This is a genomic window from Micrococcus sp. H39-S4, assembly GCF_027158145.1.
GTDB classification, from domain to species: Bacteria; Actinomycetota; Actinomycetes; order Actinomycetales; family Micrococcaceae; genus Micrococcus; species Micrococcus luteus.
The window spans coordinates 309,749-325,037 of record NZ_JAPVLT010000002.1 but is presented as its reverse complement, the minus strand read 5'-3'; the positions used below and the strand labels follow the sequence as shown (position 1 = coordinate 325,037).

The 15,289-nt window shown below is 74.4% G+C and carries 12 protein-coding genes; 8 read left to right on the top strand and 4 right to left on the bottom strand.

Annotation, left to right across the window (positions count from 1 at the left end):
* Positions 1-16 precede the first annotated feature (16 nt).
* Positions 17-1,516 carry a hypothetical protein gene (locus O3T09_RS03495; protein ID WP_240008935.1) on the top strand — a complete coding sequence of 500 codons (1,500 nt, stop codon included), beginning with the start codon at positions 17-19 and terminating at the stop codon, positions 1,514-1,516.
* Positions 1,517-1,547: 31 nt separating this feature from the next.
* On the opposite strand, the gene O3T09_RS03490 is transcribed toward O3T09_RS03495, so the two are convergent.
* On the bottom strand, positions 1,548-3,461 hold the full coding sequence (locus O3T09_RS03490) for an FAD-binding monooxygenase (RefSeq protein WP_269295363.1): 1,914 nt from the start codon (positions 3,459-3,461) through the stop codon (positions 1,548-1,550).
* Between the two features lie 198 nt (positions 3,462-3,659).
* Here O3T09_RS03490 and O3T09_RS03485 point away from each other — a divergent pair, with 198 nt between their 5' ends.
* On the top strand, positions 3,660-4,388 hold the full coding sequence (locus tag O3T09_RS03485) for an IclR family transcriptional regulator (RefSeq protein ID WP_020624880.1): 729 nt from the start codon (positions 3,660-3,662) through the stop codon (positions 4,386-4,388).
* Between the two features lie 56 nt (positions 4,389-4,444).
* A complete protein-coding gene (locus tag O3T09_RS03480) occupies positions 4,445-5,575 on the top strand; it encodes a histidinol-phosphate transaminase (protein WP_269295362.1) in 1,131 nt (376 codons plus the stop codon).
* A 16-nt stretch (positions 5,576-5,591) separates the two neighbouring features.
* Here the strand turns inward: O3T09_RS03480 and O3T09_RS03475 are convergent, their stop codons facing one another.
* Entirely contained in the window at positions 5,592-6,113 is a 522-nt protein-coding gene (locus tag O3T09_RS03475) for an HPP family protein (protein WP_002857872.1), read from the bottom strand.
* Positions 6,114-6,647: 534 nt separating this feature from the next.
* On the opposite strand from O3T09_RS03475, the gene O3T09_RS03470 reads away from it, so the two are divergent.
* From O3T09_RS03470 to O3T09_RS03460, 3 genes are read left to right on the top strand one after another with little or no spacing between them, the layout of a single operon-like run.
* The gene (locus O3T09_RS03470; protein WP_269295361.1) at positions 6,648-7,610 is read left to right on the top strand and encodes a hypothetical protein; all 963 of its coding nucleotides are present in this window, start codon (positions 6,648-6,650) and stop codon (positions 7,608-7,610) included.
* A complete protein-coding gene (locus O3T09_RS03465) occupies positions 7,607-8,896 on the top strand; it encodes a hypothetical protein (RefSeq protein WP_269295360.1) in 1,290 nt (429 codons plus the stop codon). The genes O3T09_RS03470 and O3T09_RS03465 overlap by 4 nt, the downstream gene beginning before the upstream one ends.
* Entirely contained in the window at positions 8,893-9,573 is a 681-nt protein-coding gene (locus O3T09_RS03460; protein ID WP_269295359.1) for an ABC transporter ATP-binding protein, read from the top strand. The genes O3T09_RS03465 and O3T09_RS03460 overlap by 4 nt, the downstream gene beginning before the upstream one ends.
* A gap of 151 nt (positions 9,574-9,724) precedes the next feature.
* On the opposite strand, the gene O3T09_RS03455 is transcribed toward O3T09_RS03460, so the two are convergent.
* The gene (locus O3T09_RS03455) at positions 9,725-11,794 is read right to left on the bottom strand and encodes a LysM peptidoglycan-binding domain-containing protein (protein ID WP_269295358.1); all 2,070 of its coding nucleotides are present in this window, start codon (positions 11,792-11,794) and stop codon (positions 9,725-9,727) included.
* A gap of 321 nt (positions 11,795-12,115) precedes the next feature.
* On the opposite strand from O3T09_RS03455, the gene O3T09_RS03450 reads away from it, so the two are divergent.
* Positions 12,116-12,445: a bifunctional 3-phenylpropionate/cinnamic acid dioxygenase ferredoxin subunit gene (locus O3T09_RS03450; RefSeq protein WP_002857882.1), complete on the top strand. Its 330-nt coding sequence runs from the start codon at positions 12,116-12,118 to the stop codon at positions 12,443-12,445.
* Complete coding sequence (locus O3T09_RS03445; RefSeq protein ID WP_269295357.1) at positions 12,442-13,731, top strand: NAD(P)/FAD-dependent oxidoreductase; 1,290 nt, start codon at positions 12,442-12,444, stop codon at positions 13,729-13,731. Before O3T09_RS03450 ends, O3T09_RS03445 begins: the two co-directional genes overlap by 4 nt.
* Positions 13,732-13,758: 27 nt before the next feature.
* Here the strand turns inward: O3T09_RS03445 and O3T09_RS03440 are convergent, their stop codons facing one another.
* Positions 13,759-15,255 (bottom strand): protein adenylyltransferase SelO, encoded by a 1,497-nt coding sequence (locus O3T09_RS03440; protein WP_269295356.1) that lies wholly within the window; start codon positions 15,253-15,255, stop codon positions 13,759-13,761.
* Positions 15,256-15,289 lie beyond the last annotated feature (34 nt).

The following is a 15,289-nucleotide window of genomic DNA, read 5'->3' as shown; positions in this document are numbered from 1 at the left end:
TGCTGGCCCGGGGGCGGTGGCCTTCAGCACGCACGGCGGACCGGGCTCGATCTACGCGGAGGCCGAGGAGATGCGCGTCGTGGCCGGGCGGCACGAGCACGCCGCCGAAGAGGCGGCCGGAGCCTCGTGGCAGGTCGACGCGGCCGCCTTCGGGCTGGGCCGGTCGGCCACGTGGCTCGCCTCCGCCGCCCTGCTGCAGGACCGGCTGGCGGAGGCGGTCGGTCGCGTGCGGAGCCTGTCGGAGCAGTGCGCCGAGCTGCACCGCGACCTGCTCTCCGCGGCGGCCCGCTATGAGGAGGCCGAGCGCGCCGCGGCCGGCATCATGGCCGCCGAGGACGCCTCCCTGGAGGAGCTGCCCGGCCTGCTCTGGCGGGACGGCCATGACGGCCTCACCACCCGCGAGGCGGAGCGGCTCGTGCAGGACCTCGTCCAGGCGGTGCCCGAGGCCATCGTGTCCGCCGCGCTCGCGGCCGCCGGGTTCCCCCTGCTCGCGGCCCTGGCGCGGATCGACGTGAAGATGCTGACGAGGGCGCAGAAGCACGTGCTGAAGCGGCCCGTCTCCACCGCGGCGAAGAAGGGGACGGACGCCGCGTCGGACCTCACCGAGGCGCTGCGGGTCTCCCCGGACGAGGCGTGGACCGTGGCGGCGGACGCCCTGGCCCTCGCCGGCGCGGCGCCCCGGGGCGCGGTGACCCCGCACGGGGCGCCGCAGGACCGGCCGGCGGCGCCCGCCCGGCTGGACGGCTCGGCCGCGGGGCTGGCCTCTCTCATCCCGCGTGGGGAGGGGGACGGGGACCTCACGGTCACGGAGGTGGTGCAGGAGAACGGGAGCCGCGCCTGGGTGGTGGGCCTGCCGGGCACCCGCGGCGGCCTGATCCCGGATCCCGAGTCGACCGACCCGTGGGACGCCGGCGGACTGCTGGACGCCCTCGGCTCCGAGTCCGAGGTCACGGCCCCGGCGGTGCGGGCGGCGCTCGAGGCGGCCGGCGTCCCGCACGGCGCTCCGCTCGTCCTGGCCGGCTATTCGCAGGGCGGGGTGCACGCCGTGAACCTGGCCGGCCGGGAGGACTTCACGTCCGTGTACCCCGTGGCCGGCGTCATGACGATCGCGGCGCCGTCCGGCAACGCGGTGGAGACCGGGCGGGCCGCGGTGCTGGAGTTCTCCGCGGACGGGGACCTGGCCGTCGCCGCGGACGGGGCGCCCACCCCCGTCTCGTCGCGCCGGGCCGAGGTGGTCTTCCATCCGGCCGGCCACGGGTGGGATGCGCCCGGGGGCGGCTTCCGGACCGGCTCTCCGCTGGCGGTGAAGGGCGACCTGGACGCCGCCCACGACTTCGAGGGCCAGGTGGACCTGATCCGGCAGTTCGAGGCCGCCGAGCCCGCGGCCCGGGCGGAGGTCGCCGGGCTCTCCGCCGCGTTGGCCGGGCTGACCGTCGGCACCGTGGCCTCGAGTCGGGCGGTGCGCCTGCGCCGCACGCCGCCGGAGCGGGACCACCTGCCCCCGGGATCCCGGTGAGCGCCCCGGCGGCGGGGTGCCCGCCGCCTGCTCAGTTCGCGTCGAGCAGCACGCCCGCGAAGAACGTGTTCAGGCGGTCGACCTCGTCCAGGCCGAAGACGCCGGAGACGTACTGGTCCGGGCGGACCACGACGACGGCACCGTCACGGCTGATGCCGCGGGCCTCGAAGATGTCCTCGCCGTGCTGGGGCCGGCACGTGGCGAAGATGTTGTTCAGGTCGTGCAGGCCGAGGGAGCCGGTGGTCGGCCGGAAGATCGACGGCACGTCCGGGTGGGCGAACTCGGTCTGCTTCTGCTGGTACACGACCTTGATGTCGAAGCGGGCGTCCTCTGGCCCGTCCGACGGGGTGTGGCGGTTGCGGAAGGACCGCGGGTCCTCATCGATCGCCTTCGCCCACGCCGCGACCTTCGAATCCTCGGCGCGCGGGGAGGCGGCGTCGGCGAACACGTAGACGCGCCAGCGGCCGTCCGCGCGGTGCAGGTGGCCCAGGTGCTTGACGTTGGTGTCGCACGAGCGCTCCACCAGCGCCGACTTGAAGCGCTTGCCGATGGGGTAGCCCTGCGCCAGCGCCTGACCGGTGGCGTCCGTGGTGAGGAGGGAGGGCTGGTACTCCGTCATGAAGCCGGCCGGGAACTCGGCGGTCTTCGTGTAGAACTCGGCCACCTCGTTCGGGTCGCCCAGCTCGGAGGTGGGCGTGGCCATGAGCGTCGACCACTCCTTGTCGAAGTCGATCAGGTTCTTGGCGATCTCCTTGCGCTCCTCCGCGTAGGTCGGCACGAGCTCGACCGGGGCCAGCCCGGAGAGCACCTGGCCCAGCTTCCAGCCGAGGTTCCAGCCGTCCTGCATGGACACGTTCATGCCCTGGCCGGCCTTCGCGGAGTGGGTGTGGCAGGCGTCGCCGAGCAGGAACACGTTGGGGTGGGCCACGCGCTCGCGGTTGTCGAAGCCCGAGGTGAGGCGGTGGCCCACCTCGTACACCGAATGCCAGGCGACCTCCTTCACGTCCAGCGTGTAGGGGCGCAGGATCTGCTGGGCCCGGCGGATGATCTCCTCGAGCGGGGTCTGGCGCACCTTGTGGTCGTCGTCCGCCGGGACCTCGCCGAGGTCCACGTACATGCGGAACAGGTGGCCGCCCTCGCGGGGGATCAGGAGGATCGAGCCGCTGGACGAGTGGATCGCGCACTTGGTGCGGATGTCGGGGAAGTCCGTGTCGGCCAGCGCGTCCATGACGCCCCACGCGTGGTTCGCGGCGTCGCCGGTCAGGGTGTGGCCGATCGCCTTGCGGACGCGAGAGCCCGCGCCATCCGCGCCCACCACGTACTTGGCGCGCACCTGGCGGGTCGGGCCCGAGGCGGGGTCCTCGAGGGCGTTCTCCTCGGCGTCCACGGTGCGGCGCAGGGTCACGAGCACGGGGTGCTCGCCGTCGTTCGTGTCCTCGAGGGTCTCGAACGCCCAGCCGTAGTCCGGCCGCGCGCGGGTGGGGGAGTTCTTCATGTACTCGGCGAACCAGTCCAGGATGCGGGCCTGGTTCACGATCAGGTGCGGGAACTCGGAGACGCCCTCCGGGTCGTCCTCGGCCAGCGAGGTGCGCACGATCGTGTCCGCGTCGTCCTCGGCCGGGTTCCAGAACGCCATGGAGGTCAGGTCGAAGGCCTCGTCGATGATCTCGCTCGCGAAGCCGAAGGCCTGGAAGGTCTCCACGGAGCGGGCCTGGATGCCGTCCGCCTGGCCGATCTCGAGGCGGTGGGGGCGGCGCTCGATGATGCGGGTGTGGACGTCCGGGAACATCGCGAGCTGGGCGGCGGCGATCATGCCGGCCGGGCCCGAGCCGACGATCAGCACGTCCATCTCGTCCGGCAGCTCGGCGGGGCGGTCCAGGCCGATGCCGGCCGCCACCTGCACGCGCGGGTTCGTGGAGACATAGCCGTGGTGGTGGAAGAGCATGGGGGTCCTTTCGCTGCGGGGGATGTCGCTGCGCGGTGCGCGTGCCACCCGACGGCGTGTTCTCTCAGAGAACACGGTGTTCTCCCTGGGAACACATGTGTGCCAGACTGTACGCGGACGTGACCGGGTTCACAACCGGCGCGCGGGCCGACCACGCCCCGGGCGCGTCACGTCCGGCACGCGAGGCGAGGAGCACAGATGGCGGAGCACGACGGCGGCCCGGTCCGGGAGGGCGCACCCTCCCAGACGCTCTCCCGCGCGCTCACCCTGCTCGAGACCGTCGTGGAGGCGCCCGAGCCGCCCACCATCGCCGACCTCGCCGACGGCCTGGGCGTCCATCGCTCGGTCGCCTACCGCATGCTGCGCACCTTCGAGGCCCACGGCCTGCTGCGCCGCGACGGCCTCGGCCGCGTCCACGCCGCCCCCGGCCTGGCCGTCCTCGCCCGCCGGGTGGAGCAGGATCTGCGCGCGGCGGCCATGCCGCACCTGACGGCCGTCTCCACCGACCTGGGCATGACCGCGTTCCTCGTGGTGTGGGACGGGGCCCACTGCCTCACCCTGGCCACGGCCGAGCCGCCCAGCGGCAACCTCGTCACGCAGCGGCCGGGGACCCGGCACCCCCTCGGGGTCGGTGCGCCGGGGATGGCGATCGCCGTCGCCCTGACCGGACAGGAGTGGGCGCGGCTGCCCGGCGAGGCCCCGCCTGAGCGGCCCGAGCTCGACGACGTGCGGGAGCGCGGCTGGGCCGTCAGCTCCGACGAGGTCATCACCGGCGTCTCCTCGGTCGCCGTGCCGCTGCGGGTCCCCGGCCAGCTGCCCGCCGCCCTCGCCGTGGTCTACGCGACGCGGCCGGAGGACCCGGCGCGCCTCGGCGACCGGCTCGGCGAGGCGGCCCGGGCCGTCGCCGTCGCCTTCGGTGCGGCCTGAACCCGGGTCCCGTGGTGCCGCTCACAGCGTCCGCGGCCCGCACTACCCTGGTGGCCATGACTGATGACGCACAGCAGACGCCCGCCGTGGTCGCGCCCCACAAGAAGGTCGGCATGCTGCCGCCGTACGCCGCCGGCAAGCCGCCGGTCGCCGTCCCGGGCCTGCACCCCTACAAGCTCTCCTCGAACGAGAACCCCTACGCGCCCGTGCCCGGCGTGATCGACCGGGTGCGTCAGGTCGTGACCGGCCCCGAGGGCGCGCCCAGCACCCTCTGCCGCTACCCGGACACCCTCTCCACCGGCCTGCGCCAGGCCCTGGCCGCGCACCTGGACGTCCCGGCGGACGACGTCGTGACGGGTGCCGGCTCCCTCGGCGCCCTGGCCCAGGTCGTCACCGCCTTCGCCGGCCACGGCGAGGCCGGCGAGGGCGACGAGGTGATCTTCGCGTGGCGCTCCTTCGAGGCCTACCCGATCGTGGTCCGCACCGCCGGTGCCGTGGACGTGCAGGTGCCGCTCACCGCGGACCACCGCCACGACCTGCCGGCCATGCTGGGGGCGATCACGGAGCGGACCCGCGTGATCCTGCTCTGCACCCCCAACAACCCGACCGGCCCCGTGCTCACGACCGCCGAGGTCGAGGACTTCCTGGCGCGCGTGCCCGCGCACATCCTCGTGGTCATCGACGAGGCGTACGTGGAGTTCGTCCGCGACGAGGACGCGGTCAAGGGCCTGGAGATGTACCGCAAGCACGCGAACGTCGTCGTGCTGCGCACCTTCTCGAAGGCGCACGGCCTGGCCAACCTGCGCGTGGGCTACTCGGTCTCGCAGCCGGAGATCACGAAGGCCCTGCGCACCGTGGCCACCCCGTTCGCGGTGTCCACGGTGGCCGAGGAGGCCGCGATCGCCTCGCTCGAGCACCTGGACGAGGTCCTCGAGCGCGTGCAGATCGTCGTCGACGAGCGCGAGCGCGTCGCCGCCGCCCTGGCCGAGGCCGGCTGGGACCTGCCCTCCTCGCAGGCCAACTTCGTGTGGCTGCCGCTCGGCGAGCGCACCCAGGCGTTCGCCGAGGCCGCCCAGGCCCGCGCCCTGTCCGTCCGGGCGTTCGCGGGCGAGGGCGTGCGCGTGAGCATCGGCGAGAAGGAGGCCAACGACCGCTTCCTCGAGGTCGCGCGCGACTTCCTGGCGTGAGCGGCCCGGCGTGGGCTCACGCCGGCGGCCCGATCACCCGCCACATCAGGCGGCGGTACAGCAGCGCGCACGCGGTGAGGACCAGCGCCCCGGCGAGCACCGGGGTGACCAGGTAGTGCCAGTCCGCGTTGCTCAGCATGACCGTCAGCGCGGTGGCGCCCGCGGGGGCGTGGATCACGCGGAGCCCGGCCATGACGGCCATGGCCAGGCCCATGCCGGCCGCGAGCGAGTACCAGGCCAGGGGCAGCACGGAGACCACGGCGATTCCGCATGCGGCCGAGACCACGTGCCCCACGAGCACGTTGGCGGGGTGGGAGTGCGGGCCGTGCGGCACGAGGAACACGAGCACGCAGGAGGAGCCGAAGGCGCCCACCAGCAGCGGCGCGGAGGCCAGGTCCTCGCCGAGGCTGAGGGTGGCGATGGTCAGTGCCCCCGCGATCGAGGCCGCGAGGACCACGTGCCAGGGCAGACGAGGGGCCAGCGGGCGACGCCACGGGTCCAGGAACCGCGGGCGACGCAGACCGGGCAGGCGGGTCATGCGCTCTTCTCATCTCCTCGTGACTCGGTCGCGGCCCGGGTCGGGCTCCTCCAGGGTAGGCCGCGGGCGGGGCCCGGGGCCGTCCGGGGGCAGAGGGGGAGGGACTGTGACGGCCGCTCAGCGGCGCAGCGCCACGAGGGCGTCCTCGGCGTGCCACTCGTGCCTCGGAGGAACGCCGGTTGACTTGTCCCGGGTGCGGCGGCCTATGACCGGTGACAACTCAACCGACGACGTCGGCCCGCAGGCCGCCCCGCGCCGTGAACGACCAGCGGCACGGCACGGGCGAGGCCCTCGAGCGCGGTCGGAATGCGCCGAGGAATCTCCTTGACACCCCGTCGGGGGGAATGATGATTACCCTAATCACAGGGATGTGGGAGGAATCACAGAGGGTCAGGGGATCCTCTGGGTGCCATACAGCAAGGAGGCCATCGTGGCCCTGCTCAGGAAGACTGCGGCGTGGGGAGCCGCTGCGGTCGGTGCTGTGGCGCGGGTGCAGTACGGGGTCCTGTCCGAGCCCACCAGTGGGAACTGACCGTGACGGGCAGGGGGCTGCGGACGCTCGGGCTGCTCGTCACCCGTGCCGTGCTGCTCGTGGCACTGTGCGGGCTGGCGCTGAGCCTCGTGGGCTCCCTGTCCGTCCACCATCGGCAGTACTTCGGAGCCGCGCAGTGCGGGCCGGCCGTCTGGGATGTCGGCATCGGAGGCGGCAGCGAGGTCTGGACCATGGCAGAGGCTGCCACGACCGGGCGGAACCTCACCCTGATGGCGAGCGGGGCGGACCCCGGCGTGCGCCACCTGGCCGGCCCCGCGGCCCCGTGTCTTGCGGGCGTCGACGTACCGACCTTGGAATCTCTGCGGGCAGCGCGAGGGTTTCTGCTGCGCGAGGGCAGCACTCTGGCCGACCGGGCCGGTCGGAGCGGGGAACTGGCCGGTCGGCCAGTGGCCCTCGCCTCCGCGGCGGACTGGCGAGGTCTCCCCGCAGACGGGGTGATCCAGCCGACCCCGGCGTTCGACAACTCCGCCTCCTACGTGGGCATCCTCGTGGGCGAGCCCGGTGATCTGGAGGGATTCCTCCAGACCCTGCGAGCGTCCGGGCTGGGGGCCGAGGCGACTCCAGCGCCCTCGGCACTGAACGCGGCCATCACGTCACCGGTGCTCGGCGTGACCGCGACGCTGACCGGCCTCACTCTGATCAGCGTCACGGCGTTCTGGGTCCTGACCCTGCGTTCGACGGAGCGCGCCGCACTGCGAGTCCTCCGCCTGCTGGGGGTGCCCCCGCTTCGGGCCGCGGCGTCGCGCGCCAGGGTGAGCCTGGTGCCGTTCCTCGGCGCTGCGGGGATCTCGGCCGCGCTGTGGCAGGGGATGGTGCTGACCGGTGCGGCCACGGAACCGTCCCCGCTCGTCGCAAGTGGCGTCATCCTGGTCGTGCTGCTGGGCGATGCCGTGCTCGTGGCGGCGACCCATGTGGTCTCCCTCTGGATGCGAGCGCCCCGGTGAGCGTCCGGAGTCTCGGCGTGGCCTGGAGCGACGGGCTGCGCGACACGCTGAGGTTCTGGCCGTTGGTGCTGGTCGCCTTCGTCCACGCGGTCGCCTCGTGCTCGCTCTTGGGACTGTCCTTCCAGCAGGCGAGCGAGGCGCAGGAGATCGATCGGCACCTGCAACGGTGGGAGCAGCTCGGTGCGGCCTCGTTGCGGGGCTACTACCTCGCGGGGCTGGGGGATCTGGAAGGGCGCGGCAACGCCCCGGGTGAACCGCAGCAGGAGCCGCCCGAGCCCGACCTCTCTGCCGGCTCCAAGGCCGACTACGCCGACGACGGTCGACGCACCGCCGCGCTGTTCGCCCTCCTGGCGGACCCGGACCGGACGGCGTACACGATGGACCCCTACGGGGACCGATTCGGCGATGACCTCCCCGGCGCCCTGCTGGTGACCGAGGACTTCTTCGCCGGGTCCGGTCTCGACGAGACGATGTCTCCGACGGGTCAGTCCCCGCATCGCGAGGCCGACGGCACGGCCGCTCCCTACGCGGTGCTGGGCAGCGACTCCTCGGCGAAGGATCCGTACGCGCTCACGGTCGGGGGCGTCCTGCCACCGCCGACGCGTGTGCAGTTCCAGGACGCCATGATCCCGGTGACCGGACGGCTGGCGCCGGGCGCCACCGCTCTGGATCCGATGATGGGATCGGTTCCGCTGGACGAAGCCGCCCTGGTGGTCGTCCCGACCTCGATGCTGGCGAGCCTGTACCCGCCAGACGCGTTGGAGGGCCTCCTGCTGCGCACCATCGTTCTGGGCCAGGATGCCGTCCCGGCACTGGATGCGGCAGGACGAGCCCTCGAAACGGACGCTCTGGTGGTCACCGCCGAACCCCTGACTCCGCAGTCCTCCGCGCTGCTGCAGTCCCTGAGCGCCAGCTCCCGCACGCTGCTCGTCCTGTTCGGGGCGGCGGTGCTCGGCGCCGTCGTCTCCCTGTTCGGCGTTCTCGGCGTGCTCGCCCGGGCTCTCGCCCCCACCTGGCGGATCGCCGCGATGGTGGGCGCCGCCCGCTGGCAGGCCGCGGTGCGGATCACCGTTCCCGTGCTCTTCGCGTGGGTCCTGCCGGCCGCCGTCGGTCTCACCGCGGGTGCGTCCGCCCTGCCGGGGCCGCCGTCCACCGGCCCGATGTCCGCCGCGCTCATCGCCGTCATGGCGATCGGCGCGGGCGCCACCCTGTCCTCCTGGCGCGCACTCGCGGCGACCTTCGGTCGCCGCCCCCGCCGCCACCGGCCGACCACGGAGACCGCATGACCCTCCTCGAGGTCCACGACGTGGACAAGACGTTCGTCTCCGGCGGGGCGGCGGTGCCCGTCCTCCGGGGGGCCTCTCTGCTGGTCCCGGCCGGTCAGATGCACGCCGTCACCGGGCCTTCCGGGTCTGGGAAATCCACCCTGTTGCGGATCCTCGCGTGCCTGGATTCCCCGGACTCGGGTCGCGTCCTGCTCGGGGGAGAAGCCCTCCCGGAGCCGTGGAGCCGGGGCGGGGACCGGTATCGGAACCAGCGGTGCGGCATCGTCCTGCAGGACTTCGCCCTCATGGAGCACGCCACCGCGCTGGAGAATGTGATGCTGCCCCTGCGCTACGGCCCGGCCCGGGTCTCGCGTGGGGAGCAGCGACGCCGCGCGGGGGAGGCCCTCGAGCGGGTGGGGCTGGGAACGCGCGCGGGTCACCGGGCCCGCACGCTGTCCGGCGGGGAGAAGCAGCGGGTGGCCGTCGCCCGCGCTCTCATCAACGAGCCGCCGCTGGTCCTGGCGGACGAACCGACGGGGGCGCTGGATCAGGAGAGGACGCGGGACGTCGTCGACCTGCTGCGCGGAGCCGTGGGGCCTGAGCGGGCCGTGGTGGTCGTGACCCATGACCCGAGGGTGGCGGCCGCCTGTGATCGGCGCTGGCACCTCGTGGACGGGGAGCTGGCCCCACAGGACTGAGGCGGCGCGCACCCTCGTCGACTTCTCGTGGCGAGCAACGTCGGTTGACTTATCCCGGGTGCGGCGGCCTGCGACCGGTGACAACTCAACCGACGACGGCGGCCCGCACCGTCACGCGCAGGTGCGGGCCGGCGTCGTCCCGGCGGGGTGCTCAGGCGGTGCGCAGCACCATGCCCGGGTGGAGCATGGTCGAGACCGTCATGCCGTTGAGGCGCTGCAGGCGCTGCATGGCGACGCCCGTGCGCTGGGAGATGAGCCACCAGCCGTCGTTCGCCTGGACCACGTACGTGGCGGGCGAGGGCGCCGGGGCGGAGGCGGTCTGGCCGGTCCGCAGCACCTTCCCCGGGTGCAGCACGGTGGTCGCGGTCATGCCGTTGAGGCGCTGGAGGGTCTCCATGGTCACGCCGGTGCGGTGGGCGATGATCCACCAGCCGTCGCCCTCGCGGACCGTGTACGTGCCCGGGGCGGGGGCCGGGGTCGGCGCGGGCGTGGCGGCCGGCGCCGTGGCGGCCGTGATGAGCACCATCCCCGGGTGCAGGACGGTGGACGCCGTCATGCCGTTGAGCCGCTGGAGCTCCGCGGCGGTGACGCCTGTCCGTCGGGCGATGACCCACCAGCCGTCGTTCGGCTGCACCGTGTAGGTGCCGGTGGTGATCGGGGTGGGCTCCGGGGCGGTCGGGTCGGCGACGGTGCGCAGCACCATGCCCGGGTGGAGCACGGTCGACTCGGTCATGCCGTTGAGCTCTTGGAGGGTGGCCGCGGGCACGCCGGTGCGGCGGGCGATGGTCCACCAGCCGTCGTTCGGCTGCACCGTGTACGTGCCGGCGGTCGTCGGGGCCGGCGTCGGAGCCGGTGTCGGAGCCGGGGTGGCCGGTGCCGGCGGCTGGCCGGCCGCCGTCGCGATGGCCTCGGCGCGGTCCCGCAGGTCGTCGAAGCGGGCCATCAGATGCTGCCCCGGGCACGCGGTCGCGGACGTGGCCCGGTGCGGGAAGATCGTGTCCACGGTGACGGGGGTGCCCGCGGCGTACTTCGTGCTGCCGCCCGAGGTCAGGGTGACCCGGCCCCGCACGTCGATGCCGTCGCGGTACAGGTAGTAGGCGGTGGCGCGGGCCATCGCGTCCACGACCTCCTCGGACGGGGCGACCACGTCGTAGTTGCCCATCGTGGAGACGCCCATCGTGCCCCGGTTGAACCCGCCCGCGTGCGTGCCCAGCGGGTTCGAGTCCAGGGCGCCGCGGCGGCCCTCGTAGATGTTGCCGAAGCGGTCCGTGATCAGGTGGTAGGGGAAGTCGCCCCAGTCGAGGGTCTTCGTGTAGTACGCGTAGATGCCGCGCATCTGCTCCACGGCCTGGGCGCGCGTGTAGTCGTTCGTGCCGGCCGTGTGGTGGATGGTCAGCGCGCGCACCTGGCCGAACTGCGGGGAGGACTCGGCCCAGGACTCGTCCGCGCCCCACTGTGCGCGGGTGATCACGTCCGGGAGGATCTTCGCGCGCGCGTCGGAGGCCGTGGCCACGGTGCGGGCCTCGGCGGGCTCCTCGCCCCCGACGACGGCGCTCGACTTCACGCCCCGGGGCAGGCCGGCCGTCTCCGCGGCCTGCTCGGCGGTCACCGCCGGGTGCGCGCTCGCGACGGTCTCGTCCGTGGCGGCCGTGCCCGGGTCGATGAGGGACAGCTCGAGGCCGGCCGGGGCCGCGCCGTCGGCGGTGGTCACGCGCAGCTGGGCGCCGTCCGCGCCGAACGCGACGAACGGGTCCGTGCCGGTGCGCGCGGGGGCGGCGTCCTCGGGCAGGACGGGCCGATCCAGGACCTGCCACGGGCCCCAGGCCCCGTCCTGACGCACGCGGATCTCCACGCGCTCGACGGCGTCGTCCGCCGCGGTGTCCCATACGGCGGCTGCCACCGTGAACGGGCGGTCCACCACGGGCTCGCCGAGCACGACGCCGGCCGGGGCCTCCTCGGCCGGGACGAGGTTCTCGCCCTCCTGCGGGACGGTCGCGACGCCGGCGCCCTCGACGGGAGCGGCCGACGCGGGGGTCGCGGCCGCGCCGACGGTCGTGGCGCGGGCGGCGTCGTCGAGCGGGCGCACGTCGGGGGCGCCCTCCGTGGTCGCGGACGGCGGCTGCGGGAGCAGGCCGCCGACGAGGACGGAGAGCGCGGCGACCGCGACGGCGGGCGCGAGCGGGTGGGGGGACGCGGCGGAACGCGGCGGGAGAATCTTCATGCGGATGCCTTCGGAAGATGGAGTGCCCGAGGAACGACAGGCGCAGGCCGTGTCGCCTCCCCGGGTCGGTGGCGTGGTGCGGGTGGGATGAGGGCTGGAGAGCCGTCGTGATCGTAGCGTGATCGGCCATTCACGGGAGCATTTTTCGGAGGCTTGTCGGGTCATTTCACGCCCCGGTGATGTCCGGTTCATCCATTCACAGGAGGAGGCGATTCCATACCGGGGCGGAGCACAGCGGAGGGATGTCGGGTCCGCGCCGGGGGATACGGTGACGGGAGACCACCACGGGCCGCTCGGCCCGGGAACCAGAGGAGGCAGACCATGGCGGAGCCGATCCACATCGGCGCGGCGGCGGACGTCCCGGAGGGCGAGGCGATCGTCGTCCCGGCGGCGACGGCGGGGACGAGGGACGACGTCGCGGTGTTCCACACGGACGCGGGCGAGTTCCACGCGATCGACGACACGTGCACCCACGAGGACGCCTCGCTGGCCGAGGGCTGGCTCGAGGACGACCGCGTGGAGTGCCCGCTGCACGCCGCGCAGTTCTGCCTGCGCACCGGCGAGGCGCTCTGCCTGCCCGCCACCAAGGGCGTCGGCGTGCACCGCGTCGAGGAGCGCGAGGGCCAGCTCTACCTCGTCCCCGGCGCATGAGCCACGACGTCGGGGCCCCGGCGGGCGTGCCCGGCTCGGTCGCGGTGGTGGGCGGCGGCGTCGCGGGCTTCGCCGTGGTCCGCGAGCTGCGGCGCCGCGGCTTCGCGGGCGGGATCGTCCTCGTGGACCCGCAGGGCGTGCCCTATGACCGGCCGCCCCTGAGCAAGGAGTTCCTGACCGGCGACGCGGACGCGCACCGCCTGCTGCTCGCCCCGCCGGCGTGGTTCGCCGAGCACGGTGTGGAGCTGGTGGAGGACGTGGCGGTCCGGGTGGTGCCGGGCGGTGTCCACCCCGACGGCGGCCCCGCGCCCCACCGGGTGGAGACGGCCTCCGGGCGGGTCCTGGACGCGGACGCGGTCGTGCTCGCCACGGGCGGGCGACCCCGGGCCCTCGATGTCGCCGGCGCCGACCACCCGGACCTGGTCACCCTGCGTACCCGCGCCGACGCCGAGGCCCTGCGCGATCGACTGACGTTCGGGACCGAGGTGGCGGTCGTGGGCGGCGGCTTCACGGGGGCGGAGGTCGCGGCCGCGGCGCGTCGCGCGCTCGCCGCGGTGACGCTCGTGACCGGGACGGACGCCCCGGCCCGCGCAGCCGTCGGGCCGGCGCTGGCCACCCGCCTGCACCGGATGCACGTCGAGCACGGGGTCGCGGTCGAGGTCGGCCGGGCGGCCTGGATCGAGCACCGGGACGCCGACGGCGGCGCCGCACTGCCGTCCGCCCACCGGCTCCACCTCCACGACGGGCGGACCGTGGACGCCGACGTCGTGGTGCTGGCCGGGGGCACCGTGCCGGACACCGCCCTCGCCGAGGACGCCGGTCTGGACGTGGCCGACGGCGTGCTCACGGACGCGATGGGCCGCACTGCCGTGCCCGGGATCCTGGCCGTGGGCGACGCCGCGCGCGCCCGGGAGTCCGCGTGGGCACCCTCGCGGCACTGGGAACCGGCCCTGCGTTCCGGTGCGGCCGCCGCGGCGGCGATCCTGGGGGAGCAGGCGGACGCCCCGGGCGCCCCGTGGTTCTGGTCCGACCGGTACGACGCCCACGTGGAGGCCGTGGGGGACATGACAGTGCCGGCCGGCGGGCGGATCGTGGACCGGGAAGTGCGCGGGACGGTGGTGGCGAGCTTCGCCCTGGCCGCGGACGGGACCCTGCGCGGGGCCGCGTCGATCGACGACCCCATGACCGTCAAGACCGCCCGGCGCATCATCGACCGGGGGATCGTGGTGGACGCCGCCGCGCTCGCGGACCCGGCCGTGCCGGTCAAGTCGCTGGCGCGGGGGTGAAGGCGGCCGTTTCGTCAACGGAAGCGGTCAGGTGCCGCAGTAGGTGACGAACGGGGCCCCGTCCGCCGGACCCGGCTCCGCGTACCGCTCGAACCCGGGGCGCGGGGTGAAGGGATCCGTGACGGCCTCGAGCAGCCGGTGGACGGCGGTGAGGTCCCCGTCCTCCGCGGCCGTCAGGGCCTCGTCGAGCAGGTGGTTCCGCGGGATGTAGACGGGGTTCACCGCGCGCATGCGGGCCGGATCGGGACCCATCGCCCGCCACTCCGCGAGCCAGGCGGCGAGCCCCGCGGGGTCCGGGGCGCCGGGGACGAGTCGTGCCGCCTCGGTGCGCGCCGCGTCGTCGTCCACGGGCGCCGCCGTGTGCTCGGCCAGCCGCACCCAGAACGAGGTCCAGTCGGCCCGCGCCGCGGCCAGCCACGGGAACAGGCGGTCGGTGAGCGCGGCGACGTCGTCCTCCGCCACGGACGCCGGGAGGCCGAGCTTGTCCCGCAGTCCGCCCCGCCACGCCGCGAGATGGGCGCCGTGGAACCTGCCCAGCGCCTCCTGGGCGAGTGCGACGGCGCGGTCGGGGTCGTCGTCGAGCACGGGCACGAGGGCCTCGCCGAGTCGGGCGAGGTTCCACGCGGCGATGGGCCCCTGGTTGCCGTACGCGTACCGGCCCTGGGTGTCGATCGAGGAGAAGCTCGCGGCCGGGTCGAAGGCGTCGATGAACGCGCAGGGGCCGTAGTCGATGGTCTCGCCGGACAGGGTCATGTTGTCCGTGTTCATCACACCGTGCACGAAGCCGACGAGCATCCAGCGGGAGACGAGCTCGGCCTGCGCGGCGATCACCGCCTCGTAGAGCGCGAGCGCGGGGTGCTCGGCGTCGGCGGCGTGCGGGTGGTGGCGGGCGATGGCCTCGTCGACGATCCGGCGCAGCACCTCCGTGGGGTGCGCCTGCTCGGGGAGGGCCGCGGCGTACTGGGCCGTGCCGACGCGCAGGTGCGACGCGGCCGTCCGGGCCAGCACCGCGCCCGGCAGCACGGTTTCGCGGCGGACCGGGTGGCCCGTGGCGACGACGGCGAGCGCCCGCGTGGTCGGCACGCCGAGGGCGTGCATCGCCTCGGAGACCACGTACTCGCGGAGCATGGGGCCGAGCACGGCCTGCCCGTCGGCGGTGCCGCGCGCGAAGGGCGTGCGACCGGAGCCCTTGAGATGCAGGTCGTGGAGCCGACCGTCCGGAGCCGTGAGCTCGCCGAGGAGGAGGGCGCGCCCGTCACCCAGGCGGGGAGAGTAGTGGCCGAACTGGTGGCCCGCGTACGCCTGCGCGACCGGCCGCGCGCCCGGGCCGGGCTGCTCGCCGGTGAGGAAGGAGACGCCGTCGTCGGTGGCGAGCCACTCGGCGTCGAGGCCGAGCTCCGCCGCGAGGCCGGCGTTGAGCAGGACGAGCTGCGGGCCGTCCGTGGCCTGGGCCTGCCAGGGCAGGGCGAGCTCGGGGAAGGTGTCGGCGAAATGCGAGCTCAGGGCGGGAACGGACGTGGTCATGGGGCCACGCTACGTGGGGGAGCACGGGTGTTCA